Below are 24,881 nucleotides of genomic sequence, written 5' to 3'. Positions count from 1 at the left end.
CCTGGATCAAACTGATCGTCGTGGTGTACCGATCTCGACGACCGCCGGCTCGTGGCCGGCCGTCGCTATTCTAGGCGGTCAAAATTGTCGCGCCGCGTCTGGGTTCCGCCTGGGTTTTGCTTCGGTCGGGCCCGCTTTCGCCTCGCGTTTGCCTCGCGTTCGCCTCGCTTTCGCGCCCGTCTTCTCGACGTATCGAGCGAAATCGGCGAGCGGGTGAAACCCGTGGCTGGCCCATTGCGGCCCGGCTGTCGGGCCCGCCAACGTGCCTTCGGCACCCACGCGTCTTGAAAAGGGCGGTATTTTACCCGAACAGGGACGGGGCGCCAGTTTGGGACGCCGTCGATGGCCGATGGCCGGGCGCATGCGTTGTGGATTTGCGACGGTGCCGGACCGCACTCCGGCTGTGTTTGTCCATACTCGTTCGCTCGACGGCCGACAACGCGGCCGCAATGGCGTGGCCGGGGCGCCGGTAGCCGGGCTGGCCGCGCCCAGCGCCCCGCCGGCGCGTGATTGCGCGGATTTATGGAACGATCCGGTGCGCCGTTGCCGATTGTTTAGCGGGCCGCGCGCCCATACATTCTGGGCATCGTTATTTAGTTACTGGGAGACTCTCATGATCGAGATCCGCCGTTCCGACGAACGCGGCCATGCCAATCACGGCTGGCTCGACTCGTATCACAGCTTCTCGTTTGCCGATTACCGCGACCCGCAACACGTGCATTTCGGACCGCTGCGGGTGATCAACGAAGACCGTATCGCCGGTGGGCAGGGCTTCGGCACGCACGGCCATCGCGACATGGAAATCGTCACCTATGTACTCGAAGGCGCGCTTGCACACCGTGACAGCATGGGCAACGGCTCGACCATCCGTCCCGGCGACGTGCAGCGGATGAGTGCCGGTACGGGCGTGATGCACAGCGAATTCAATGCATCGCAGGACGACGAGGCGCACCTGTTGCAGATCTGGGTGATCCCGCAACGCGCGGGCGACCAGCCCGGCTACGAGGAAAAACGCTTCGACGATGCCGACAAGCGCGGGCGTCTGCGCGTGATCGCTTCGCCCGACGGCCGGGACGGTTCCGTCACGATTCACGCGGACGCGTCGATCTACGCGGCGTTGCTCGACGGCGCTGAGCAAGCTGCGTTCGCGTTGCCGGAAGGGCGCCTCGCCTATGTGCACGTGGCGCGCGGCGCGCTGACAGTGAATGGCGAAACGCTCAAAGCCGGCGATGCCGCCAAGCTCAGCGGGACCGATACGGTGACACTCGAGAAGGGCGAGAATGCCGAAGTCCTGCTGTTCGATCTGGGTCCGCTCAACGGATAAGCACCCTTCGCCTGTCGTTTATTCGTTGGCCGATGGGTGGCCAATGGTTGGCAGAGGGTTAGCGATTGCCGGTTGCGGGCGCAACGAGTGTCTTAGGCCTGAAGGGCTGGCTGGACGCAAACTGAAACGCCACGGAAAAGCTTCCGTGGCGTTTCTGCATCTGGAAGGCGGCCGCGCAAGCTGCCTTCCGCCTGGGTAATACCGCTTATTGAAACCGCTTACTGATTGGCAGCCGGCGCCGACGCCGCGCCCTTATGATGCTGCCAGCGCTCGTGCATCTTCTCGTGACGGGCTTCCATCTTCGCAAAACGCTGCTTTAGCGCCGTGCTGACGGTAGTCTTCTGCTGGTCGTTCAAGCCGTTGTAGAAGGCGAGCCACGCGTCCGTGGTTTGTTGACGCAGTTGCGCGTCTTTCTGCTCGACTTGCTGGTGCGCGGCCGCCATGGCGTTCAGATCCAGGATCGGCTGCTGCTGAGCGGCCTTCATCTGGTTCTTGATCTGTTCATGGTTGGCGCGCATGGCCTGATGGTTCTGCTTCATCGTGTCGAGCGCGGCCTGCCATTGCTTTTCCTGATCCGCGTTCAGCTTCAACTGGTCGTGCAGTTGCGTCAGTTCCTTCATGAAGTGGCCATGCCAGCCGCCGGGGCCGCCTTGACCGGCGGGTTGTGCGGCATAGGCAGCGCCCGCGCCGATGGCAAGGGCAGTAGCGGCAACGGCGAGAACGCGCGAGATTTTTTTGGTGGACATGTAAGGCTCCTTGTAATGGAATAGCCGACGATGCAACCGGTGATAGAGGACGGCCTGCATTCGGTAAGACACAGCGTAGAGAAACGTCTCGAACGCTGTGTTACGCCGACGGATGTGGCTATTACGGGTCATTACGTGCGCCTTTCACGGTAACACCCGGTAACCCTTGCGGGCCGTCTGAAATCGAAAACCCCTCCTGCCGCGCGTTAAACTTCATCCCATGGCTACTCAAATACTTGTTGTTGACGACGACGTCGAATTGCGCGATCTGCTGCGCGACTATCTGGCCCGTCAGGGCATCGAAGTCTCGGTGCTGCACGACGCGGGCACGCTCGAGCGCAGGCTCGAACGCGAGCGTCCTGATCTGATCGTGCTCGATCTGATGATGCCGGGCGTCGACGGGCTGACCGCGCTGCGCAAGCTGCGCGCGTCGGGCGACGACATTCCTGTGATCATGCTCACCGCGCGTGCTGATGACGTGGACCGGATTGTCGGGCTGGAGCTCGGCGCCGACGACTATCTCGGCAAGCCGTTCAATCCGCGCGAGCTATTGGCGCGCGTGCAGGCGGTGCTGCGGCGGCGCCGCACGCTGCCGTCGGCGGCGGCGCCGGAGCAGCGCGAGCCGTTCAACTTCGGCCGCTTCACGCTCGATTTCCAGTCGCGCACGCTGCATCACGAAGACAAGCCGCTCACGCTGTCGGGTAGCGAATTCGCGCTTCTGAAGATTTTTGTCAATCACCCCATGCGCACGCTCACCCGTGAGCGCCTGCTCGAACTGCTGCATGGCCCGGAATACGACGGCACCGATCGCGGCATCGACGTACAGGTGTGGCGTTTGCGTCGCATTCTCGAAACCGACCCGTCCACGCCGCGTTTCATTCAAACGGTGCGCGGGCGCGGCTACGTGTTCGTGCCGGATGGCGAACAGCATGCGTCGGCCCATTGATTCACTGTTCGGGCGCCTCGCGCTGCTAGTCATTGCGGTGCTGCTCCTGTCGCATTTCGCGTGGTACGCGCTGATGCGGCTCGAGCGCAGCCAATTGCAAACCCGCTACGCCGTCGAGGAGGCCACCTTCCTCGTCGACGCGGTACGCCAGCACGTTGCCCGCACGCCGGACCAGCCCTTGCCGTCGCGAGTACGGCTGGTCGATCCGGCCAGCTCCGACGTGCCGCCGGATATCGCCACCTTGCCGGCGCCGCTCGAACGCTTTATCGAAGACGTGCGCGATCGCATGCCGCCCGGCACCCTGGTGCGAATCGGCCAGCCTGGCCGTCCGCCCACGCTGTGGGTGCGCGCCACCACGGATCGCAACTGGATCGTCGTGCCGGTGCAGCCGTTGCGGCCGCCGCGCTCGCTCGATCGCACGGTGCTGTGGCTCGCGATCATTTTCTCGTTTGCGGTGATGGCGGCGCTGTTTGCCGCATGGGCGCTGCAGCAGCCGTTGCGCTCGCTTGCCCAGGCGGTGGCGCGCTTCGGCCGCGGCTTGCCGGTGCCGCCGGTGCCCGAGCGCGGTCCGCGCGAATTGCGGCAGTTGACGCATGGCTTCAACCAGATGGTTCAGGAAGTGGCACGTACTGAAAACGACCGGGCCGTCATGCTGGCCGGCGTCGCGCACGATCTGAAAACACCGCTGGCACGCTTGCGGCTGCGCGCCGAAATGATGGAAGAAGTGAAAATGCGTGATGGCGTCGTGCGCGACGTCGATTCAATGACGCACATCGTCGAACAGTTTCTGGTGTTCGCCCACGACGGCGCCGACCGCAGCGAAGCGGTCGAAGTGGACGCGCAGTGCGAACGCGTGGTCCGCAGTTATCGTGCGGTCGCTGCCGGCGCGCCCACGGTGCGAACCGAACTCAACGCGGGGCCCGGTTTCCTGCTGCCCGCGGCGACGCTCGACCGGATCCTCTCGAACCTGCTGGACAACGCCCATGCCTACGGCGCGCCGCCGATCGTTGTCGCCACGGCGCGCACGGCGCAAGGCTTCACGCTGTCGGTGAGCGACAACGGCAGCGGTATCGCCGCGCAGGACCTGATCAATGCCAGCCGGCCGTTCGTCCGGCTCGACCCAGCACGCGGCGGCAATGGCCATAGCGGACTGGGGCTCGCGATCGTCGAGCGTCTGGTGCGGCGTGCGGGCGGGGAGTGGGAGATCGGCAACCACGAAGGCCGTGGCTTGCGGGTCTTGATGAGCTTTCCGTTCGAGGTGGTGCCGCGTGTTATGGCGGCCTCGGAAAGCGTCTGGTAGGTTGGCGGGGCAAGGGCGGCAGGCGCCTGGGCCCCGCTGTGTTCGTGCCGGAATGCGCGTCCGGCAGCCGTTGCGCTAGTCTGAAAACAGCGTGTTCAACGCATTCGCCGCGTCGCTATCCACCGTATTCCACGTGACCGTTTCGGCTTCGAAAATGTAGTGTGTGGTGTACTTGCCGAGACGCGTGAGTATTTCTTCCTGAATCAATTCCGGTGCGACATCCAGTTTCAGATACCACGCGGTCGACGACAGGCGTGTCTGGAACGCGCCATATTCGGCCAGCAAATGGTCGAATGCGTCGGCATCCTGATCGCGACAGACGATGACCAAATTTCCCTTCATGCGAATCTCCCGTTAGAGCGGTAGCGGCAACCTCAATGTCAGGGTTGATGATACCTGCATCCTTACGGAACTTCCGAGGGCGTGATTTGCTTTGCGTCAGTTGCCGCGTTCCTCGGGGTGCCAATGGCATGACAGGCAGGGCGGCGCGAACTGCAATCCGGCGCGGATCGGCGCATTACCCGTGAGAGCAGACGTTATCGGGCGCTGCCAGGTGTTACCAGGCGCTACCAGGCGTTGGCCACCGTGCGCGCGGGCGGTGCGGTATCGTCGGGAGGAAGCGCTTCGGTGCGGTCGCGCCCACCCGTCTTCGCTGCGTAAAGCGCCATGTCGGCGCGGCTCATGATGCGCTCGGGCAGATCGTCGGCGGAGAGTTCGGTGATGCCGATGCTCACGCTCAAACCCACCGAAGGCGGCAGCTTCGGCGAAGGAACCGCCTTGAGACGCAGACGCAAGCGTTCGACGACTTCGCGGCCCCCCTCCAGATTCGTGGCCGGCAGCAGCAGGCCGAACTCTTCGCCGCCCAGCCGGCCGATCGCATCGGTGCCGCGCAACTCAGCCCGGCAGGTATCGACGAAATGCTCGAGCGCGCGGTCGCCCGCGGCGTGGCCGAAGCGGTCGTTGATCTGCTTGAAGTGATCGAGATCGGCGATCGCCACGCACAGCGGCTGATTACCTGCATGCGCGCGTTCTATCTCGTGACGCAGCAGGTCGAGGAAGTAGCGCCGCGACAGCGCACCGGTCAGCGCGTCGTGGCGCGCTTCGGCCGAGAGCAGGGTGTTGGCCGATTGCAGTTGCTCGGCAAGATCGCGGGTGGCGCGATGATGGCGCCGCTCCCGCACGTACGACACGGTGATCACCCACGCGAGGGCGACCGTGCCGGCCAGCGTCAGAAACACCAGCAGATGATCGCGCTTGTGATTGCGCAGCAGTTCGGGCCACGCCGCAAGCGGGTCGACCAGATGCGCCGATAGCCCCGAGTTCAGGCCGCCGCGTGCCTGATACAACGCAGGCGTTTGCTGCGCGCTCATGCCGAACAACTGGCTGGCGATGGCTGCGGGTACCCAGGGCGCCTGCTCGCGTACTTGTGCGTCGACCTGAATCCGGATGTCGGGGAGGATGTCGCGGCGGTAGATGGCCTTGCGCTCGGCGGCGCTCATCTGCGTGACGCGCGAATCTGGCAGGGCATGGCCTTCAAGATCGCTGTTGTGCGCCATGATGATGACGCCGTGCTCGTCGGCCACGAAGGTGCCGGTATGGGCGACCCAGTGGCGCAGCCGCGCGATCCCCACTTTGGCTACGACGGCTCCGACCAGCAGGCCGTCGGTGTAAACCGGCGCTGCGATGAAGATGCCCGGCTCGCCGCTCGAGCGGCCCACGCCATAAGCTTCCGAAAACGCGCCGAGCAGGGCATTTGTCAAATAGCTGCGGGTGCGCATGTCGACGCCGACGAAGGAGCGTTCCGCGGCGAGCGGGTTATTGATGGAGTTGCTCGACGCGACGCAGGTGCCGTTGGTGTTGACGAGCCAGATCTGATCGAGCCCGGAGAAGCCTTGTGCGTCATGCAGGAAGTTGCTCACGGCGAGCATCTGCGGGTCTTTTAACAACGCGGCGCGCAGGGCGGGTTCCGTCGCTTCGCCGTTCGCGGCATAATTCTGGGATTGCACCAGCGCGCGCTGGACCACGTTCATTTCGGCCATGGTGGCGGGGATAGCCCGGGACATCGAGAGGTCGCTCGCAATCACCTCGGCCATGTTGTCGACGATCGACGTGGACATTTGGCGCTGTGTGCGCATGGCCGCGTCCAGCTCTTGCTGTACCATCCGGTCCGCGACCATGCCGGCCACGAACCAGCAAACGAGCACGATCAGCGCGAAGCTGATCGGTCCGGCTGCCTGGCGCAAGGTTGTCCTGTTCATCGACCCTCTGTTCCGTCTGGCTGTGACATGCAACTAGCTCATTCGTGGCAGCGCGGTGGCGCCGTTTTGCCCGGTTGTTTTCGCCCAGCTGTGACGCCCTTATGGAAGCGGCTGGCGATGCGGCCTCGGTGTGGACCGTGCTGTGTCCCGGTCACCGTACATAGCGTGTCGTTTTTTGATTTTAACCGTCATGGGGCCTGACGCCACTGTTATTGCGGGAATGCGAAGCGTGTCCGCCTCGCTCATCAGGGCCTTAACGGCAGCGTGTCGGCTTTCTGAATGGCCGCGCGGGTTTTCCGGGTGTTTGAAATGCATTTCCGGGCCGCGCTCGCGATTGCCGGGAAAATGGCTGGCGCACGTCGGTAAATAACTTGCTGTATTGCGCCGGATCAACGCTGGATGAAGGCCTTTTGAAGGCCGTCGTTGCGGCGTACGCGGCTGTTTGCCGGTATTTGGCGCGAAAGGTTGTGCCTGAAACATAGGATGGTGTAGTGTCGTGCCGTCCAAAACAAGGAAAGCCCGCCAGCCTTAGGGCGGCGCCCGCGGCGACAGAGGAGTCCGGCTTCGTGGTACCGGTCCTGGGCAGCTCGCCCAAGGACACGTCCGCACCGGTCTATGTGTCTCCAACGCTAACGATTTACCGCGCCTACGCGTTTTGCCATGCCTGATTTCCGCTTTCCGGACCGATCTTCAGACTGCCGCGCCGAACCTGCGGCCTCCTTTGTCCATTCGAACACCTGTAATAACGAGGAGGGCGCCTGATGGACTTCAGTTTCGACCTGAAACGCACCGCCAATGCTTCGGCGTGGCGATTGCTGCCTAACGGCTGGGATTTCGTCGCCTTCCCGTTGATCATCTGCATCATCGCGATGGCCGCGATCGGTTTTCATCAGACGCTGGCGCCGATGTCGACGCTGAAGACCCAGGTCATCTCGCTCGACCCGTCGAGCCTGCCCGAATACGCCATGCGCACAACGCTGCGCATGCTGGCGGCGATGGTCGCGTCGCTTACCTTCACGCTGGTCTACGGTACGCTTGCCGCGAAGAGCCGCCGCGCGGGTCTCGTGCTGGTGCCGATTCTCGACATCCTGCAGTCGGTGCCGGTGCTCGGCTACATTTCGTTTACGGTCACGTTTTTCCTCGCGTTGTTCCCGGGGCGCGTGCTGGGCGCGGAGCTCGCGGCGATCTTCGCGATTTTCACGAGCCAGGCGTGGAACATGACCTTCAGCTTCTATCAGTCGTTGCGCACGGTGCCGCGCGATCTGGACGAAGTGTCGCGGGGTTTCCATCTGACGGGCTGGCAACGTTTCTGGAAGCTCGAAGTGCCGTTCTCGATGCCCGGCCTCATCTGGAACATGATGATGTCGATGTCGGGCGGCTGGTTCTTCGTGGTGGCCTCCGAAGCCATCACGGTGGGCAACAACACGATCACGTTGCCGGGGATCGGCGCGTATCTGGCGCAGGCGATCTCGGACAAGAACCTGCACGCGGTCGGCTGGGTGATTCTGGCGATGACGGTCGTGATTCTGGCCTACGACCAGTTCCTGTTCCGCCCGCTCGTCGCGTGGGCCGACAAGTTCCGCATGGAAACGACCAGTTCCGGCAATGCCCCGGAATCGTGGCTGCTCGACCTGATCCGCCGTACCCGTCTGATTCACCGCCTGCTCGTGCCGATGGGCTGGGTCTTCGCGAACGCCGCACGGGTGCCGATGCGTCTGCCGGCATTCGACCGCGTCCGCTTTGCGATTCCGCAGCGCCAGAAATCGTCGCGCGTGGGCGATATCGTGTGGGGGATTCTGGTGATCCTCCTTACTGTGTATGTCGTTTATAGCGTGGTGGCGTATGTGCGCACCGGCGTGACACTCGACGAAGTGGGACACGTGCTCGTGCTGGGCCTCATCACGCTGCTGCGGGTGGCGCTGCTGATCGCGATCTCGTCGGTGATCTGGGTGCCGCTCGGCGTGCTGATCGGGCTGCGTCCGGCGCTCGCCGAGAAGATCCAGCCGCTCGCGCAGTTTCTGGCCGCGTTCCCGGCGAACCTGCTGTTCCCGGTCTTCGTGATCGTGATCGTGCGCTTTCACCTGAACCCGGACATCTGGCTGTCGCCGCTGATCGTGCTCGGCACCCAGTGGTATATCCTGTTCAACGTGATTGCGGGCGCCAGTTCCTACCCGAACGATTACCGCGAGGCGGCCGCCAACTTCGGTATCCGCGGCTGGCAGTGGTGGCGCAAGGTGATGCTGCCCGGTATCTTCCCGTACTACGTGACGGGGGCGATTACCGCATCCGGCGGCGCGTGGAACGCGAGTATCGTCTCCGAGTTCGTTCAGTGGGGCGACACCAAACTCGCCGCACACGGTCTGGGCGCGTATATCGCGCAGACCACCGCTGCGGGCGACTTCCCGAAAATCATTCTCGGCATTGCCGTGATGTCCCTCTTTGTGACCTTGTTTAACCGCCTGCTGTGGCGTCCGATGTACGCCTATGCCGAGTCCAAGCTTCGGCTCGATTGACAGTAAATTTAAGGCAAACCGCGATGCAAAATCCTAAAGCTGCCGTAACCGCCGCGCCGGTCCAGACGCCGCCGATGCCTCCGCGCCTGGGTGAGGAGATTCTGTGCGTCAAGGACGTGTGCCGAGGGTTCAACAAGACCCAAGGCGAGCTGCTCGTCCTCGACGATGTGAACCTGTCGCTGCGCGAAGGTGAGATCGTCGGCATGCTGGGCCGTTCGGGCTCGGGCAAGTCGACCCTGCTGCGTATCATTGCCGGCCTGATCGAACCGACCGACGGCGAAGTGACGTACCTCGGCAAGCCGCTCGACGGTCCGGCCAAGGGTGTCGCGATGGTGTTCCAGACCTTCGCGCTGTTCCCGTGGCTGACCGTGCTGCAGAACGTGGAAGCGGGTCTCGAAGCGCAAGGCGTGGGGGCGCGCGAGCGTCGCGAACGCGCGCTGGCCGCGATCGACCTGATCGGTCTCGACGGTTTTGAAAACGCGTATCCGCGCGAATTGTCGGGCGGTATGCGCCAGCGCGTTGGTTTTGCGCGCGCGCTGGTGGTCGATCCGACGCTGCTGCTGATGGACGAGCCGTTTTCCGCCCTCGACGTGCTGACCGCCGAAACCTTGCGTACCGACCTGCTCGACCTGTGGACGCAAGGCCGCATGCCGATCAAATCGGTGCTGATCGTCACGCACAACATCGAGGAAGCGGTGTTCATGTGCGACCGCATTCTGGTGCTGTCGTCGAACCCGGGCCGCGTGATCGCCGAGATCAAGGTGCCGTTCAAGCATCCGCGTAACCGGTTGGACCCGGCGTTCCGCCGTCTGGTCGACGAGATCTACGCCAAGATGACCGCGCGCCAGACCGACGAAGCGACCAGGAAGGGTCTCGAGCTCGGCAGCTGGCTGCCGCATGTGTCGACCAACCTGATGGCCGGTCTGATCGAAACGCTGGCCGCCGCGCCGTACCACGGCCGTGCCGACATGCCGGAAATCGCCCGCTCGCTGCATCTGGAGGTGGACGATCTGTTCCCGGTTGCTGAAGTGCTGCAGCACCTGGGTTTCGCCGACGTGCGCGAAGGCGATATTTTCCTGACGCCGCCGGCGCGTGTGTTCTCGGAATTCGGTACCCAGGAACGCAAGATGATGTTCGCCGAGCACCTGCTGCGCCACGTGCCGCTCGCCGCGCGGATCAAGAAGGTGTTGAACGAACGGCCGGGGCATCGCGCACCGCGTGTGCGCTTCGAGCAGGAGCTGGAGGATTTTCTGTCGGACAGCGCCGCGGAAGAGACGCTCGACGCAGTGATCAACTGGGGCCGTTATGGCGAGATCTTCTCGTACAACGACCAGACGGAAATTTTCAGTCTGGAAGACGTGGAGTCTTAAATCCTGTCGGATTGATTAAGACGCCCGAGACAAAAAAGCGGCAGGGGAGACCCCGCCGCTTTTTTTATTGCAGATTGCCCCAGCGCTCGACCGCCGGTTCCGCCGACGCCCACTTCCAGCCCTTGTCCTGGCGGCACGCGCTGGCCGTGTACCAATCCTCGTGCGCGTTCGGACCGTCGCCATCCTGCACCGAGAACACGAACTCCTTGCACAGCGCGAGCGCCGAACTGAACGCACGCGTCACGCGCACCTGGCCATGGCCGTTCTCGATCGGCAGCGAGTGCTTGACTGCCCAAAGCCGCGTCTCGCCGACCGGCATCGCCCCCGCCAACGCGGCAATCATGTTCTGCTGATCGGTGTGCATGGTGCGCATGTAGCGGTTGACGGCCTCATCCGTCGCGGCCTGTACGGCGATACCGACGCCGATGCCGACTGCCGGGTTGGCGGTCACGAGACCTGACGCTACACCGGCCGCGGCGCCGCTCGCCGCGCCAACCGACGAGCAGCCGCTCGTCAGCAGACTCGCGCCGACGCAGATTGCTCCCGCGAGTGCGAGCCGCAGCCGGTTGCCGGACAGCGCCATTGCATGCGTGCGCGGAGCCAGGGCGTCGCGCTTAGCGTGGCTGGAACGTAGTTCAGGCAGCGCGCGCCCATTGCGGGGAGATTGGAGCCACAGCGCCCTCATTGCAGCGCGCCCCAGCGTTCGGTGGCGGGTTCGGCCGACGCCCATTTCCAGTTGTCGCCGTCGCGGCAGATCGAGGCGACGTAGAACGCGCTGCTAGCCGGCACATTCTGGGTAGCGGTCTGATCGACCGAGAAGACGATTTCCTTGCAGTCGAGCGCACCGGCGCTGATTGTGCGGCTTACGGTGACGCGGCCGTGTTCGTCGTCTTCGATCGGCATCGAATGCGTCACGCTCCACGGTGCAATCGCGCCGACCTCGAGCGGTCCGGCGATTTTGGCGATACCGTCCTGCGTATTCTTGTGGACCACGCGCTCCGAGTACTGCACGCCGGCACGCGCCGCGGCCACTGCGCCGAGGCCGATGCCGGTAGCGACGGCCGCGTTGCTGGTGACTTTGGCCGCGAGCGCGGCGCCTGCGACACCTGCGCCGGCGGTGGCGCCTTCCGTATAGAGCGAACTGCACCCGCTCAACGCCGACGTGATCGCCATCGCTAATGCGACGAGCGCCGTTGCATTCGGACGTCCGCGTTTAGCGGCTTTAGACGCGGTAGTTGTTTGTTTTGCCCCTTCGGCCCACACCATACTTTTTTGCATTTCCCTGTCTCTGCTCCTGCAAGTGCCTTCGCTCACGCATGGTTTATTTGCGTGCTTCACATTTGTGAACGGTGTGTGAGCGAAAGGCACGGCTTTCTCATCGTTGCACTATGCGCTGCCGCATTTTGCAGGATGCCATTTGTAATTGGCAGTGGGAAAGTGCAAGCAATTGCAAAAGATAGTGCGAGTCAAATCGGTTTCTGGTGAGCAGAAGCCGATTTGATTGGTGGTGCGAAGGGATTAATTATGAGATGAAAGATGCGCAAAAAAGGGCCGTTTCAGCGGAGATGGCATGCGCAACGCGCGGAGCAGGTGGCTGAAAAAGCAGGCAGTCGGTATGCAGAAAATACCTGCCCACGCGAGCGAATCGCGTGAGCGCCTGGCACGGCTTAGGGTTCGCTTTCTTCTTCCGCGCCTTCGTCGCCGCCGTACACGCTCAAGCGGTTGTACAGCGTTTTCAGGCTGACGCCGAGTGCTTTGGCCGCGCGCCGCTTGTCGCCGCCGCAATATTTGAGCGTGCCGAGAATGATCTGCTTTTGCGCATCGGCGAGCGGAGTGCCGATCCACACGCTCATCGCGTCGCCCTGGGTCACGGGCTTTTTCACGCGCGACGCGAGATGCGGATGCGGTAGTTCAACCGTTTTCTCCGCGAGAATGAACGCGCGATACACCGCGTTCTTCAGCTCGCGCACGTTGCCCGGCCACGACCAGGTTCGCAGTGTTTCGATCGACCGCTTGCTGAAGCTTTTGCTCGCGTTTTCCTGCTGATTCAGCAGGGCGAGAAAGTGTTGGGCGAGCAGTTCGCGATCACCCTCGCGCTCGCGCAACGGCGGTGCGCGCAATGGGAAAACCGCGAGCCGGTACATCAGGTCTTCGCGCAGACCGTGTTCCTTCACGGCGATCGCGGGGTCGCGATTGGTCGCGGCGATCACGCGCACGTCGCCACGGATCAGTTCGTTGCCGCCCACCCGGAAGAAGGTGCCGGTCTCGAGTGCGCGCAAAAGTTTGACCTGGCGCACCGGCGCCATTTCAGTGATTTCGTCGAGAAACAGCGTGCCGCCGTTTGCATGCTCGAAGTAGCCGATACGGCCTTGCACGGCACCCGTGAAGCTGCCTTTTTCGTGGCCGAACAATTCGGCTTCGATGAGTTCGTCGGGAATTGCGCCGCAGTTCACGGCGATAAACGGGGCGTCCTTGCGGCTGCTTTGATCGTGAATCGTGCGGGCAATCAGTTCCTTGCCGGTGCCGGATTCGCCGATGATCAGCGCGGTCGCATCGGTGCCGGCGACGCGCTCGATCTGTTCATACAAATCGAGCATCACCGGCGACGAGCCGTACAGCAGCCCGTACGATTTCAGTCCCGCGATGCCGTCCGCGACGCGCTGCTTCGTCTGTGCGGCGGAGACGGTCGGCGGGTCCAGGTCGATTGACGCCATAAACGGGGGAGTCCTGTGCAAATGGGGTTCGGTGTTGCGGCGCGCAGGCCTTGAAGTCCTTGGAGCAAGGTGGACCAGTTCACTCACTATCTCACAAGAATTCGATTTAACCACTTTGAAGCTGCTTCCGGCAATCCATGTGACCGGTGGAGAAATAGTTCGCCGCGCATCCGGTCGAAAGTGCCTGAGCCGGGGTTGCTATCGAATGAGCGTAGCAAATTTACCGGGCACGGCGTTTGCGGCATGAATTCGACGTGCGTGCGCTTTTGAGCGGCTTGACGCTGTGCAAGGCGCGCCGGTGGCGGATGCGATTTCCTTGGTTCCTCGATTGTTCGTCACGCGCAGCAACCAGGACGCAAATGGGACGCAGACGCCGAATTCAGACATAGGAGCGAATAATGAGTGACACCACGCAACAGCTCGCACTCGGCGGCCAGAAGATTGTCGAAGATCTGAGGGTGTTGCTGACGGATTCGGAAGAGATGCTGCGGCTCGCAGCCAATGTACCGGGCGAGGGCGTCGATGCGCTGCGCGAACGCCTGACGGCGCATGTCGAGACGTTGCAGGCGGCGCTCGGTGATGCGCAGCGGAACGCCCGGCACCGCTACCGTGCCGCAACCGTCAGTGCCGAGCGATACGTGCGGCACAACCCATGGCGCTCGCTTGGTATGGCTGCGGGCGCCGGTTTTCTGCTCGGCGTCCTCGCCGCGCGCTGACGCGCCGCGTTCGATGCGGATCCCCTAGGCGATAACCAGGAGTTCACGATGGGACGACCCAAAATTGGCATCTTCGGCGCGCTGATGGCCCTCGGCGGGTTGCTGGCTCTGCGCTATGTGCAGCGAAACCGTGCCGCACAGATTCCGACGGCGCGTGACCTGAGCCGCTGGGAGGGTGAGGGCGGCGCGGTGGCGACCGGCGGCGTGAGCGCGGCAAGCGCCGGCCCGTCCGCACCAGACACAGCGCACGGCGCAAATGGCTCGCAGCATCCGAATGGCCAAGGGAGCGCATGGCCGTTTCCGCGTAGCGAAGGGCCACAGTGACGCCCTTGCGCACGCGGCTGCGCCGGAACGGGCCGCTTCGCCGGGCGGCATCTGGCGCACATTACAAACGTGTCCCGATAAAACCGTATAATAGGTAAATAGACAACAATGCCGCGTCGCAATGGGCGATTTTCTCATTGATTGTTGCGGTATTGATTCAAGTCAGGGGTTCGGCGCTATCGCAAAAAGTTAGCGTGTGCTCACATCACGACGCACGCGCAGCATAAGGCGAGTGGCCGGCCGGCACTTCAGCATGCGTTTTGCATGTTTCCCCATTCACGCTTTCGGGCTTTCGAGACGCGATGCCACACGTACTGATTGTCGATGACGATGCCGGTACCCGCGAGGCGCTTGCCGCCATCATCGGGGAAGACGGTCTGACTACTGCCACTGCGGGCGATTTGCGCGAAGCGCGCATTCAACTGGTCCGGCAGATGCCGGACGTCGTTTTTACAGATCTGAAATTGCCTGACGGCAGTGGAGTCGATCTGTTTGAAGATCTCGATCCGCGCTCCGGCGTGGAAGTGATTGTGATTACGGGTCACGCCACGGTGGAGTCGGCGGTCAATGCGTTGAAGATGGGCGCCACCGACTACCTGGTCAAGCCGATCAACATGCAGCGGGTGAAGGCGATTCTGTCGCGCCTGCCGCGTGCTGGCGACCTGAAGGCGGAAATCGGCACGTTGCGTGGCGAGTTGCGCCGCATGGGCCGGTTTGGGTTGATGCTCGGGAACTCACCGGCCATGCAGGAGGTTTACGACCAGATCAGCCGGGTTGCGCCGACGGCTGCCTCGGTCATGCTGGTTGGCGAGTCGGGCACCGGCAAGGAAGTTGCCGCCCAGACGCTGCATCAACTCAGTTTGCGCCGCAAGCATGCGTTTCTGGCGGTGAATTGCGGCGCGATCTCGCCGAATCTGATCGAGTCGGAAATGTTCGGCCACGAGCGCGGTTCGTTCACCGGTGCGGACCGTCAGCACAAAGGCTATTTCGAACGCGCGAACGGCGGCACGCTGTTCCTCGACGAAATCACCGAGATGCCGATCGAGTTGCAGGTGAAGCTGCTGCGCGTGCTGGAAACCGGCATGTTCATGCGGGTCGGCACGACCAAAGAAATCGAAACGGACGTGCGGCTGATTGCGGCCACCAACCGTGATCCTGAGCAGGCGGTGCTGGAAGGCAAGTTGCGGCTCGACCTGTATCACCGCCTGAACGTGTTTCCGATCAGCTTGCCGCCGCTGCGCGATCGGGGCAAGGATGTGGAATTGCTGGGGCAGGCGTTTCTCGACGAACTCAACGAGCGTCACAGCACGAAGAAACATTTCCCGGCCGCCGTGAAGGAAATGTTGATGTCGTATCCGTGGCCTGGTAATGTGCGCGAGTTGAAGAACTATGTGCAGCGCGCGCACATCATGTCGGGTACGGATTCGGACAGTACGGCGACGGTGCCGTTGCAGATCACGTTGTCGAAGCCTGCGGCTGGCACGGCGATTACGATTCCGTTTGGGACTTCGCTTGCGGAGGCGGATCGTCAGCTGATTCTGGCTACGCTTGAGCAATGTGGTGGGGTGAAGACGCGGGCTGCTGAGATTCTTGGGATCAGTTTGAAGACGTTGTACAACCGGCTGGTTGAGTACGGGAACGATGCGAGGGATGAGGGGGATGCGGCTGATGAGTCGCCGCGGGCGGGTGTGGACGTCTGAAAGATCTAGGGTTGGGCCTGCTCGGGGGGTTGCTTTTGGCGTTGCCTTGTTGTGGTTTGTTGGCGGTGCGCCTTTGGCCTTTCCTTGCTGAGGTGGTTGTCTCTGTTCTGCTGCTGGTCTTTTGGCCTTTCCTTGATTTGTTAGTGGTCTATTAGCGTTGCCCCTGTGCGGGGCGGCACCTACTTCTCTTTGCCGCCGCAAAGAGAAGTAGGCAAGAGAAAGCGGCTCAAACCGCTAATTCTTAAGCGGGTCCCCCGCACAGCCACGGTGGTGGTGCATCTGGAATCTGTGCCCTCGCACATTCGGCGTCAGTGACAAAGGCGTCATACCTCCGGCGGCGCTGCGCGCGCCGATACCCTGTTCATAAAACCGCCCGCCGGATTTTCGCTTCCGCGGTTTGGTCCGCTCCCCGACTCGCCGTTACATCGCTGCTGGAAGCACAAACGCGATCGCGAAATCGATGCCCCGACATTCATTTGAAATGGGATTGGCCAACCAGAGCGGGGCGCCTCACCGAGGCGAAGCCGACGGCCCCCGCTGCGCGGAGCAACCCCTCCTGGTTTCCCTGGCAGCCCCATCCGCGACGCACGCAGTGCGGAGTGGGAGCTGATGAATCCTTTGTCAACGGCGCGGAGTGCGCGGGGACACGGATTCCAGATGCACCACTACCGCCACTGCGCGGGGGACCCGCTTAAGAATTAGCGGTTTGAGCCGCTTTCTCTTGCCTACTTCTCTTTGCGGCCGGCAAAGAGAAGTAGGTGCCGCCCCGCACAGGGGCAACACTAATAGACCACTAACAAATCAAGGAAAGGCCAAAAAGGCAAACGCACAGACACAGCAAGACAAGCCCAAGAAGCGGCCAACGGCCACAAGCAAACCAAGGCAATCGGGCAAGCAAACCAAGAGCGCCGCGAAGGCCCCCACCTGCCGGGCAGGCAAAACCCTTCCCGGCATAACCCTTGCTGCCACCCACAACAACCGCAAAGCCAAGGACAACGAACATGCCGGACTACGCCGCCGCGACCGCCTTCCCGAAACACGCTCACCGTCCCGAGCCGATCGAACCGCCATCACCGTCACCAGACCCTGGCGAACCCGACACGATTCCAGGCCCCAGCCCGACTCCAGACCCGATCGAACCGGTTGCGCCGCCGATCGGCGACCCACCCCCGCAACCCACGCAAACGCCACAAGCCAATCGGCGCCCACTGCCTCAACCCGCGTTCGTGCAACTCTGACATGCTCAGTGCGCCGCACCACCATCCGCCACAGCGATTTTATGTACTTGTTACAAACTCGGCGCATCTTTTACCGGCAATTTGCCGTCGCGACCCCTACACTGAATTGATGCCGTCTCGTTGACGGCGGGCTTCCCCCGGAGGCATCGACCATGAGACATCCAGCACTGCGACGTTCCGCGCGCCACTCAAAACGCGATTTCCGGCCGGGTAGCAGCCAGAGCAGCTCGCCAGAGTCGCCAGACCCGGCAGCGCAGAATCGCATCGCGCCCAATGCGCCGCCAGACGGTGAACACAACCAGGGTGGCGTGCGCCAGGAAGGGCTGGAGTATCAACGCGATCTCGGCTCGGAACAGGACGCCTGAACCCGTCTGACAGCCGGTAAGAACGGTTTCGGTTTCGTCATACAAAGCAGAAAAAATTTCTTCGCAATGCTTCGGTATTGCATGTTTTTGCTCGTCCGATACATTTGTAACCATTTTTATTTCCAACATCTCAAAAAACGGCACGCGACTTGCATGCACCGTTAACGCACATATCCGTATGCAACGAAACAACTGACGAGGTGGAGCACCAATGAGCAGACTGATCGTGGTATCGAATCGTGTGGCGCCAATCCAGGAAGGCCGCCCCGCGGCAGGTGGCCTCGCGATCGGCGTGCTGGACGCGTTGAAGGAAACCGGCGGAGTCTGGTTCGGCTGGAGCGGCGAGACCGTGAGCGAGCCGTCGTCCCCGGTGATCGAGAAGCAGGGCAATGTGACATACGCGACGGTGGGTCTCACCAAGCGCGACTATGACCAGTACTACCGCGGTTTTTCGAACGCGACGCTGTGGCCGACGTTCCACTATCGCAACGACCTGTCGCGCTACGACCGGCAGGAATATGCGGGCTATCAGCGAGTCAACGCGACGCTCGCCAAGCAGCTCAAGGAGCTGCTCAAACCCGACGACATCATATGGGTGCACGACTATCATCTGCTGCCGTTCGCGCGCTGCCTGCGCGAACTCGGCGTGAAGAATCCAATCGGTTTCTTCCTGCATATTCCCTTTCCAGTTCCGGAAGTACTCCGTACGATTCCGCCGCACGAGGAATTGGTCAAGGCAATGTGCAGCTACGACGTGGTCGGTTTCCAGACCGAGGCGGATCGCCAGTCGTTCGTCGACTTTATCGAGCGCGGCCAGCACGGCACCTCGAGCGAAGACGGCATGGTGCACGCGTGCAACCGCTTTCTTAAAGTGGCCGCATACCCGATCGGCATTTATCCGGATGCGATCGCCAAGGCCGCCGAGCAGTTCACCGATCGCAAGCCGGTACGCAGCCTGCGTGACGGCATGCGCGGGCGCAAGCTGATCATGAGCGTCGACCGGCTCGATTATTCGAAGGGACTGGTGGAGCGCTTCCAGGCATTCGAACGGCTACTGCTGAATGCACCGGGTTGGCACGGACGCGTATCGCTGGTGCAGATCGCGCCGCCGACGCGCGCGGACGTGCAGACGTATCAGCGCATTCGTCAGACATTGGAAGGCGAAGCGGGCCGTATCAACGGTCGTTTCGCGCAACTCGACTGGACGCCGATCCAGTACCTGAACCGCAAGTACGAGCGCAATCTGCTGATGGCGCTGTTCCGTCAATCGCAGGTCGGCTATGTGACGCCGCTACGCGACGGCATGAACCTGGTCGCGAAGGAGTACGTTGCATCGCAGGATCCGGCCGATCCGGGCGTGCTCGTGTTGTCGCAATTTGCCGGCGCCGCCGAGCAATTGCCGGGTGCGCTGGTTGTCAATCCGTTCGATCTGTCGCAGATGGCCGAGGCGCTGGAGCGCGCGCTGTCGATGCCGCTCGCCGAGCGCCAGGCGCGTCACGCGGACATGATGGCGCCGATGCGTGAGAACAATCTGTCGGTCTGGCGCGATACCTTCCTGGGCGATCTGCGCAACATCGCGACCGCCTCTTCGGTGACGGCCAAAGCGGTAAAGCTCGCTGACGTGACCGCATCTTCCAGCTGAATCAATGGCGGCGCGATTCCTTCGGGAATCGCGCGTGCCGGTCACGTCGAAACAGAACTGAAGCACGGAAAAGAACGCGGAAAGGGACACGAGAAAGGGCGCGGATCGCGGTATGCGATGCGCGCCCTTGTTGTTTTCAGGGAGCAGGCTTGCAATGAGCGTTGCCATGCGCTCACGTCGCTCGACCCAGCGTGCCCCGTTTGCCCGTTCAGGCTCGCTGCATCACGCGCAACGTGCTGACCACGGCGGCAACCGCTGAAAAGCACGCGGCCACATATAGTACGATGATCGGCCCGTTCTGCGGCGCGATGCCGAAGATCAGCGCGACCAGCGCGGCGCCGAGCGTCTGTCCGGTCAGGCGCGCGGTGCCGAGCATGCCGCTCGCGCCGCCGCTGCGCTCGCGCGGCGCGGCGGACAGCATGGTTCGATTGTTCGGCGACTGGAAGATCCCGAAGCCCGCGCCGCACAGCGCCATGCGCCAGGCGATCTGCATGGGCTCCGGATGCGCGCCGAGGGTGGCGAGCAGCAACAGGCCCACCGTCATCGCAGCGAGTCCGACGCCGCCTAGCCAGCCCGACGACACCTTGTCCGACAGTACGCCGGCAATCGGCGCCGCGATGATGATGACTGCCGGCCACGGCGTCATCAGCAAGCCGGTATCGACCTGTGAGAAGCCGAGCGTGTCCTGCAACAGAAACGGCAACGACACGAACGCCAGCATCTGAGCGCAGAACGAACAGACCGACGTGCCGATCGATAAGGCGAACACCGGAATCTTCAGCAAATCGATCGGCAGCAGGGGCGCGGGCTGGGTCAACTGACGGCGCACGAAGAAGTAGCCGATCACGAGCGCGCCGAGTGCTTCCGCGGCGACCCAGCCGACGGATTCGCCGTGACCGAGGCCGTCGACGGCGAAAATCAGCAGGCCGAACACAAACGCGTTCATCACCGCGCTCAGATAGTCGTACGGAGACTCGTGGCCGGGGTTCATCGGCAACGCCTTGAAGCCGCCGACAATCGCCGCGATCCCGATCGGCACGTTGATCGCGAACAGCCATGGCCACGAGGCGATGGCGAGCACCCCTGAGGCAATGGTCGGCCCGACCGCCGACGACACCGCCACGACCATTGCGTTGATTGCAACGCCGCGCCCCAACTGCGCGGGAGGATAAATCATCCGCACGAGCGCGGTGTTCACGCTCATGACGCCGGCCGCGCCGAAGCCCTGGACCACGCGGGCGAGCGCGAGCGTCGGCAGCGAAGTGGACAGCGCGCAACCGAACGACGCCACCGTGAACAGGATCAGCCCGGCCAGATAGATGCGCCGGTAGCCGATACGATCGCCGAGCGACGCGAGCGGCAACAGTGAAATGGTGATCGCGAGCTGGTAGGCATTGACGACCCAGATCGAGCCGGCTGCGCTCGCATGCAGATTGCGTGCGATGGTCGGCAGCGCCACGTTGGCGATCGCACTGTCGAGCACCGCCAGCGTGAGGGCGAGGGCGATGACCAGCATGGCCCAGTAGCGCTGCGGAATCGGCAAGCCTTGTTCGGTGCTATCCGCGAGCGTTGGGCCGGCGGCGAGTGAGGTAGCTGAGGCGGCATCGGCCGTCATCGAACTGTCTTTGCGCGATGGTTGTGCGTGCATCGTTCTTCTGGATTTGGAGTAGGGCGATTCATCAGCCAGGCGTCCCGGCGATGAACCGCGCGCGCTGCGTGCGGCCCTGGAAAGACAAGACGGCGCGCAGCAACGATGCCGTTGCACTGCAGCAGCGCAGCGGCATCGCGTCTCGCTGGTTATTTGAGTTCGTACAGGCCGGTATGAGTGGTCGAGTCGAGTTCGTTCAGATGCGTCATGAAACGCGCGACCGCATTGGTGGTCTCCGCGTTGATCGGCAGGTGCGGCACCTTCAGCGCATGCAGCCGGAAGATGTAGCGATGCGTCCTGTCGCCGCGCGGCGGCGCGGCGCCGCCGTAGCCGACCGTGCCGTAGTCGTTGCGCACCTGCAGCGCGCCTTGCGGCAGCAGCGAACCGTCGGCCTTGCCGGCATTACGCGGCAGTGAGCGGGCGTCGGCCGGAATATTGACGACAACCCAATGCCAGAAGCCGCTGCCGGTCGGGGCGTCGGGATCGTGAACGGTGAGTGCGAAGCTTTGGGTGTCGGCCGGTGGTGCGTCCCACTGCAGCGCGGGCGAGATGTTCTCGCCGTCCACCCCGAAGGCCTTGTCGTGATACTCGTGGGCTTTCGGCATAAAGCCGTTGGTGGGGAAATCGTCGGACCAGAGACGGAAATCAGCCATGGTGTGCCTCCCTTGTTGAGTGGTTCTGGGATGGACGGAGCGCGTTCTTTTGCCGCCGGCCTGCTGCCCGATTTCTGCAAGTCCGGTACGCAAAAAATGCCCCAAGCTAGCCAATCGAGTGTATCACCAGCGGCTTCGGGATTCGTTCGAACCGGGCAGGCTACAAGCAGCTTTCAGCCGCGTTCCTCGAAGCGCGTCGCGTCGCTTTTCAACCACGCGACAAGCCGCTGCAACACGCCCTCGATATCCCGATTGGCGCCGCGCAAAGCGCATTCCCACACCACACCGACGCGCCAGCCGCTCGCGAGCAACGCTGCCTGAACCTTGTCGTCGTTGCTGCGATTGCGGCCGATCTTGTCGCGCCAGAACTCCGGCCGGGTTTGTGGCCATTTGAAGAGATGACAGTCGTGGCCGTGCCAGAAGCAGCCGTGTACCAGCACGACAGCACGGTAGCGCGGCAGGACGATGTCCGGACGGCCCGGCAGATCGCGCGCGTCCAGACGGAAGCGGAAACCCTGGCCGTGCAGCAGGCTGCGGATCAGAATTTCCGGTTTGGTGTTGCGGCCGCGAATACCGGACATCATGCGGCTGCGCGTTGCACTGTCGACGATATCGACCATCGCTAGGGCCCGGATAACGGATCGGGCCGCTCAGGAATAGAGCGAAAGGGTTTGCTTCGAGCCATGGCGTGTTTGCGCGGCGAGCAGCTTTTGCACGTGCGGCAGCATGATGCGCGCCACTTCCCGCATCACCGGCATGACGACGCTGTTGCCGAACTGCCGGTAAGCCTGCGTGTCGCTGACGGGAATCCTGAAGGTATCGGGAAAACCCATTAGCCGGGCGCATTCACGCGGCGTGAGGCGGCGCGGCCGCAACTGTTCGCCCTGGTACACGAGAATTTCCGACCCGTCCTTGTGATAACGCGCGGAGAGCGTGCGGGTGACGCTGTCGGGATAAGCCATGCCGAAGCCAAAGCCGTTGCCCGCCGCGCGATGCTTCGCCGCGTAGTTTTGCAGATAGGTCCAGAGGTTGGGCGTGAGCGTGTACTTCGGCTGCACGCGTTTGGCAGCGTGGTCGAAGAAGCGATCGTGGTCCCACGGCAGGACGGGTTCGCTGCCGTCGGTGCGATGCAGGATCGAGCCCAGACGTGGACCGCTTTCCGGCAGGCGCAGATCGTCCCAGCAGAACGAGGTCTTGCCGCGAAAGCCGACGATGATGATGCGCTCCCGGTGCTGCGGCGTGAAATGCTGACCGTCGACCACGCGGTAGTGCACTTCGTAACCGAGTTCGTCGCGCAGGGTCTGCAGGATCACGTCGAAGGTACGGCCCTTGTCATGCGAGAGCAGATTCTTCACGTTCTCCAGCAGGAACGCGGCGGGGCGCTTGGCGGCGATGATCCGTGCGACGTCGAAGAACAGCGTGCCTTGCGTCGTGCATTCGAATCCGTGCGGACGGCCCAACGCATTCTTCTTGCTGACGCCGGCAATCGAGAACGGCTGACACGGAAAGCCGCCGAGCAGCACGTCGTGGCTCGGCACCTCTTCGGCGGGAAACGAAACGATGTCGCCGATCAACGCGTGTTCGCCGTCGGCCGGATAGTTTTCGCGATAGGTCTTGGTGGAGAAATCGTTCCATTCGCTCGTGAATACGCAGTCGCCGCCCTGCGCCTCGAAACCCATGCGAATGCCGCCGATGCCGGCAAACAGATCGATAAAACGGAACTGGGTGCCGCCTGTCACTGCGCCAGCCTTCGTCCGGCCGCTGCTATGCAGCAGATCGCGCAGGGCCGGTTCGAGCATGGACGGGCACGGCGTTTCGCCCTTTTCCCAGCGCCGCACCGTCTTGATGTCCTTGCCGACGTGCGCTGCGATTTCGCGTTGGGTGAAGCGGGCGCGAGCCTGTTTGAGCAGGTCGAGCGGGGCGGCGACGGTCACGGAGGTCCTTGCTGGGAATTTTTGCGGACATTATGACCTAAGGTCGTCCCTTTTTCCTATTTTTGCAGACGAAGACCGGAAATCTCCCGCAACGCAACAACCCGTTTCGTCTAAACGTGACTGTCACAGTTGAACGTGTAGGCTTGTGGTGTGACGCGAATTCCCTGCGTTGCGACGTGTTCAGGCCGCGACAGGATTCGCGGCCTTTTTTTAACAGGGGAAAATGGGCTTGGCCGGCGCAGAAGGCCAGCCATCAAGGCTTGCAGCGGGTCAGATATGGGGGTAGGCCGTCACTGCGTGTACCGGCCGGAGCGGCATGCCCGTTGCCGGCGGCAGCTCGTCCCACGCCGGCTGGGCGCTGGCCTCGAATTGATCGAGTTGCAGCAGCAGGCTGTCCACGCCGCACAGTTGCGCATGGGACAACTGGCTGGTGTCGAGCAACTGGTGCAGACGCTTGCGCCAATAGGCGGCGGGCAGAATAGGGCCGCCCAGATCGCCGAGTAAAGACGGTCGCATGACACGCCCGATATGCGCGATGTCCTGATCGATCAGCGTCGCTTGGCTCGACCCCGCCAGCTTAATGAGTGTGCGTTCCATAGCCCCTCCATGGCACCTTTACGGCAAGCTGCGGCGGGACTTTAGGGGTTTTTGAAAATATTTTTTGGCCGGCTTGGCCCGGCAAAACGGACTGATGGTGGGCACGGGCACACCCGTTGCTGTATCGGGTTACTGGCGCAACGTCGTGCCGGCATTTCAGATACTGGAGCTGAATATGAATAAGGATCAAGTCAAGGGCGTCGGCGAGCAGATCAAGGGCAAAGTCAACGAAACCGTCGGTAAGGCCACCAATAACCCGGGCAAGGAGCTTAAGGGCGATCTTCAACAAGCCGCCGGCAAGGTGCAGAAGGCCTACGGTGACGCCAAGGAAGACAGTAAGGACAAGGCAAAGCACAACGCGCCGTAATTCGGCTGGTGGTGTTGCTTGACGGGAAAGGCGCTTCGGCGCCTTTCTTGTTTTCGCCTGGGAGTAACCCGGGTTTGCCTGTGCGGACGCTCCGCGCACCGTGCGGCGCCTTTAGACTTGGCGCATCCAACCCGGAGGAGACGTGCCCATGACACCCGAAAAAGTGCTTTCGATGTTCGAGCGGCAGTACCTGCAGGGCAAAGCGCCCGTCGACCTCGAAACCACCTGTGCAAGTTTTGCCACCTGGCTGGCGGCGATGTGGGAGCAACTTGGCGACGAGCAGAAGGCCATGCTGCTGACCGTCGGCGCGGTGCTGTGGCGCGAAGGCTATAACCTGAGTGCCGGGACGGCGACCAAGGATTTGTGGTGAGTTGCGTTGAGTTGCGGTGATGCCTGGCGCCGTCTTGTGGTTCGGCGGTGGGAGAGCGCGGTGAACGGTCGCGTCGCGATGTTCTGAGTCGGTATTGTACGCGTTGTGCCGAGTCGGTTTATATTTGGCGATCGCGCGTTCGGGTCTTTCCTGCCG

At 62.7% G+C, this 24,881-nt stretch carries 24 protein-coding genes; 13 read left to right on the top strand and 11 right to left on the bottom strand.

What is annotated here, in order from left to right; translation table 11 throughout:
• Positions 1 to 613 precede the first annotated feature (613 nt).
• The gene (locus tag GH665_RS15930) at positions 614 to 1,324 is read left to right on the top strand and encodes a pirin family protein (protein WP_153136651.1); all 711 of its coding nucleotides are present in this window, start codon (positions 614 to 616) and stop codon (positions 1,322 to 1,324) included.
• Between the two features lie 218 nt (positions 1,325 to 1,542).
• On the opposite strand, the gene GH665_RS15925 is transcribed toward GH665_RS15930, so the two are convergent.
• The gene (locus GH665_RS15925; RefSeq protein WP_153136650.1) at positions 1,543 to 2,070 is read right to left on the bottom strand and encodes a periplasmic heavy metal sensor; all 528 of its coding nucleotides are present in this window, start codon (positions 2,068 to 2,070) and stop codon (positions 1,543 to 1,545) included.
• 220 nt (positions 2,071 to 2,290) lie between these two features.
• Here GH665_RS15925 and GH665_RS15920 point away from each other — a divergent pair, with 220 nt between their 5' ends.
• Together GH665_RS15920 and GH665_RS15915 are read left to right on the top strand one after the other, a co-directional pair.
• Positions 2,291 to 3,016 (top strand): response regulator, encoded by a 726-nt coding sequence (locus tag GH665_RS15920; RefSeq protein WP_028196802.1) that lies wholly within the window; start codon positions 2,291 to 2,293, stop codon positions 3,014 to 3,016.
• Complete coding sequence (locus GH665_RS15915) at positions 3,000 to 4,316, top strand: ATP-binding protein (protein WP_153136649.1); 1,317 nt, start codon at positions 3,000 to 3,002, stop codon at positions 4,314 to 4,316. Before GH665_RS15920 ends, GH665_RS15915 begins: the two co-directional genes overlap by 17 nt.
• A 75-nt stretch (positions 4,317 to 4,391) precedes the next feature.
• Here GH665_RS15915 and GH665_RS15910 read toward each other — a convergent pair whose 3' ends face one another.
• Complete coding sequence (locus GH665_RS15910; RefSeq protein WP_120346012.1) at positions 4,392 to 4,658, bottom strand: double-stranded DNA-specific endonuclease; 267 nt, start codon at positions 4,656 to 4,658, stop codon at positions 4,392 to 4,394.
• Positions 4,659 to 4,882: 224 nt separating this feature from the next.
• Complete coding sequence (locus tag GH665_RS15905) at positions 4,883 to 6,574, bottom strand: sensor domain-containing diguanylate cyclase (RefSeq protein ID WP_153136648.1); 1,692 nt, start codon at positions 6,572 to 6,574, stop codon at positions 4,883 to 4,885.
• 761 nt (positions 6,575 to 7,335) lie between these two features.
• Between GH665_RS15905 and GH665_RS15900 the strand changes: the two genes are divergently transcribed.
• Entirely contained in the window at positions 7,336 to 9,087 is a 1,752-nt protein-coding gene (locus GH665_RS15900; RefSeq protein WP_153136647.1) for an ABC transporter permease, read from the top strand.
• Positions 9,088 to 9,110: 23 nt separating this feature from the next.
• Positions 9,111 to 10,457: an ABC transporter ATP-binding protein gene (locus tag GH665_RS15895; protein ID WP_153136646.1), complete on the top strand. Its 1,347-nt coding sequence runs from the start codon at positions 9,111 to 9,113 to the stop codon at positions 10,455 to 10,457.
• 64 nt (positions 10,458 to 10,521) lie between these two features.
• Here GH665_RS15895 and GH665_RS15890 read toward each other — a convergent pair whose 3' ends face one another.
• The 3 genes from GH665_RS15890 to GH665_RS15880 all read right to left on the bottom strand — a co-directional run bounded on the left by GH665_RS15890 (position 10,522) and on the right by GH665_RS15880 (position 13,171).
• Positions 10,522 to 11,040 carry a hypothetical protein gene (locus GH665_RS15890; protein WP_028196807.1) on the bottom strand — a complete coding sequence of 173 codons (519 nt, stop codon included), beginning with the start codon at positions 11,038 to 11,040 and terminating at the stop codon, positions 10,522 to 10,524.
• Positions 11,041 to 11,138: 98 nt separating this feature from the next.
• Complete coding sequence (locus GH665_RS15885) at positions 11,139 to 11,735, bottom strand: hypothetical protein (RefSeq protein ID WP_153136645.1); 597 nt, start codon at positions 11,733 to 11,735, stop codon at positions 11,139 to 11,141.
• A 389-nt stretch (positions 11,736 to 12,124) separates the two neighbouring features.
• Positions 12,125 to 13,171 carry a sigma-54 interaction domain-containing protein gene (locus tag GH665_RS15880; protein WP_153136644.1) on the bottom strand — a complete coding sequence of 349 codons (1,047 nt, stop codon included), beginning with the start codon at positions 13,169 to 13,171 and terminating at the stop codon, positions 12,125 to 12,127.
• 398 nt (positions 13,172 to 13,569) lie between these two features.
• On the opposite strand from GH665_RS15880, the gene GH665_RS15875 reads away from it, so the two are divergent.
• The 6 genes from GH665_RS15875 to otsA all read left to right on the top strand — a co-directional run bounded on the left by GH665_RS15875 (position 13,570) and on the right by otsA (position 19,156).
• Positions 13,570 to 13,887 (top strand): ElaB/YgaM/YqjD family protein, encoded by a 318-nt coding sequence (locus GH665_RS15875; RefSeq protein ID WP_153136643.1) that lies wholly within the window; start codon positions 13,570 to 13,572, stop codon positions 13,885 to 13,887.
• Positions 13,888 to 13,935: 48 nt separating this feature from the next.
• The gene (locus GH665_RS15870; protein ID WP_153136642.1) at positions 13,936 to 14,211 is read left to right on the top strand and encodes a hypothetical protein; all 276 of its coding nucleotides are present in this window, start codon (positions 13,936 to 13,938) and stop codon (positions 14,209 to 14,211) included.
• 302 nt (positions 14,212 to 14,513) lie between these two features.
• Complete coding sequence (locus tag GH665_RS15865) at positions 14,514 to 15,911, top strand: sigma-54-dependent transcriptional regulator (RefSeq protein WP_153136641.1); 1,398 nt, start codon at positions 14,514 to 14,516, stop codon at positions 15,909 to 15,911.
• A 1,001-nt stretch (positions 15,912 to 16,912) separates the two neighbouring features.
• A complete protein-coding gene (locus GH665_RS15860; RefSeq protein ID WP_153136640.1) occupies positions 16,913 to 17,149 on the top strand; it encodes a hypothetical protein in 237 nt (78 codons plus the stop codon).
• A 152-nt stretch (positions 17,150 to 17,301) separates the two neighbouring features.
• The gene (locus GH665_RS39105) at positions 17,302 to 17,514 is read left to right on the top strand and encodes a hypothetical protein (protein WP_153136639.1); all 213 of its coding nucleotides are present in this window, start codon (positions 17,302 to 17,304) and stop codon (positions 17,512 to 17,514) included.
• Between the two features lie 211 nt (positions 17,515 to 17,725).
• The gene (gene otsA / locus GH665_RS15850) at positions 17,726 to 19,156 is read left to right on the top strand and encodes an alpha,alpha-trehalose-phosphate synthase (UDP-forming) (RefSeq protein WP_153136638.1); all 1,431 of its coding nucleotides are present in this window, start codon (positions 17,726 to 17,728) and stop codon (positions 19,154 to 19,156) included.
• A gap of 208 nt (positions 19,157 to 19,364) precedes the next feature.
• On the opposite strand, the gene GH665_RS15845 is transcribed toward otsA, so the two are convergent.
• The 5 genes from GH665_RS15845 to GH665_RS15825 all read right to left on the bottom strand — a co-directional run bounded on the left by GH665_RS15845 (position 19,365) and on the right by GH665_RS15825 (position 23,988).
• On the bottom strand, positions 19,365 to 20,804 hold the full coding sequence (locus GH665_RS15845) for an MFS transporter (RefSeq protein ID WP_153136637.1): 1,440 nt from the start codon (positions 20,802 to 20,804) through the stop codon (positions 19,365 to 19,367).
• Between the two features lie 149 nt (positions 20,805 to 20,953).
• Positions 20,954 to 21,457 carry a YbhB/YbcL family Raf kinase inhibitor-like protein gene (locus GH665_RS15840; RefSeq protein WP_153136636.1) on the bottom strand — a complete coding sequence of 168 codons (504 nt, stop codon included), beginning with the start codon at positions 21,455 to 21,457 and terminating at the stop codon, positions 20,954 to 20,956.
• A gap of 173 nt (positions 21,458 to 21,630) precedes the next feature.
• Positions 21,631 to 22,077, bottom strand: a complete 447-nt coding sequence (locus tag GH665_RS15835; RefSeq protein WP_153136635.1) for a very short patch repair endonuclease — start codon at positions 22,075 to 22,077, stop codon at positions 21,631 to 21,633.
• 30 nt (positions 22,078 to 22,107) lie between these two features.
• A complete protein-coding gene (gene dcm / locus GH665_RS15830) occupies positions 22,108 to 23,391 on the bottom strand; it encodes a DNA (cytosine-5-)-methyltransferase (protein WP_153136634.1) in 1,284 nt (427 codons plus the stop codon).
• A gap of 270 nt (positions 23,392 to 23,661) precedes the next feature.
• Positions 23,662 to 23,988, bottom strand: coding sequence for a hypothetical protein (locus GH665_RS15825; RefSeq protein ID WP_153136633.1), 327 nt, complete (start codon positions 23,986 to 23,988; stop codon positions 23,662 to 23,664).
• Between the two features lie 175 nt (positions 23,989 to 24,163).
• Between GH665_RS15825 and GH665_RS15820 the strand changes: the two genes are divergently transcribed.
• Together GH665_RS15820 and GH665_RS15815 are read left to right on the top strand one after the other, a co-directional pair.
• Positions 24,164 to 24,355: a CsbD family protein gene (locus tag GH665_RS15820; RefSeq protein WP_153136632.1), complete on the top strand. Its 192-nt coding sequence runs from the start codon at positions 24,164 to 24,166 to the stop codon at positions 24,353 to 24,355.
• A gap of 148 nt (positions 24,356 to 24,503) precedes the next feature.
• A complete protein-coding gene (locus tag GH665_RS15815) occupies positions 24,504 to 24,725 on the top strand; it encodes a hypothetical protein (RefSeq protein ID WP_028196820.1) in 222 nt (73 codons plus the stop codon).
• The last annotated feature ends 156 nt before the right edge of the window (positions 24,726 to 24,881 follow it).

The organism is Paraburkholderia agricolaris (genome assembly GCF_009455635.1).
Taxonomy (GTDB): domain Bacteria; phylum Pseudomonadota; class Gammaproteobacteria; order Burkholderiales; family Burkholderiaceae; genus Paraburkholderia; species Paraburkholderia agricolaris.
Note: the sequence above shows the minus strand (reverse complement) of the source record. Positions and strands in the feature narration are given on the sequence as shown.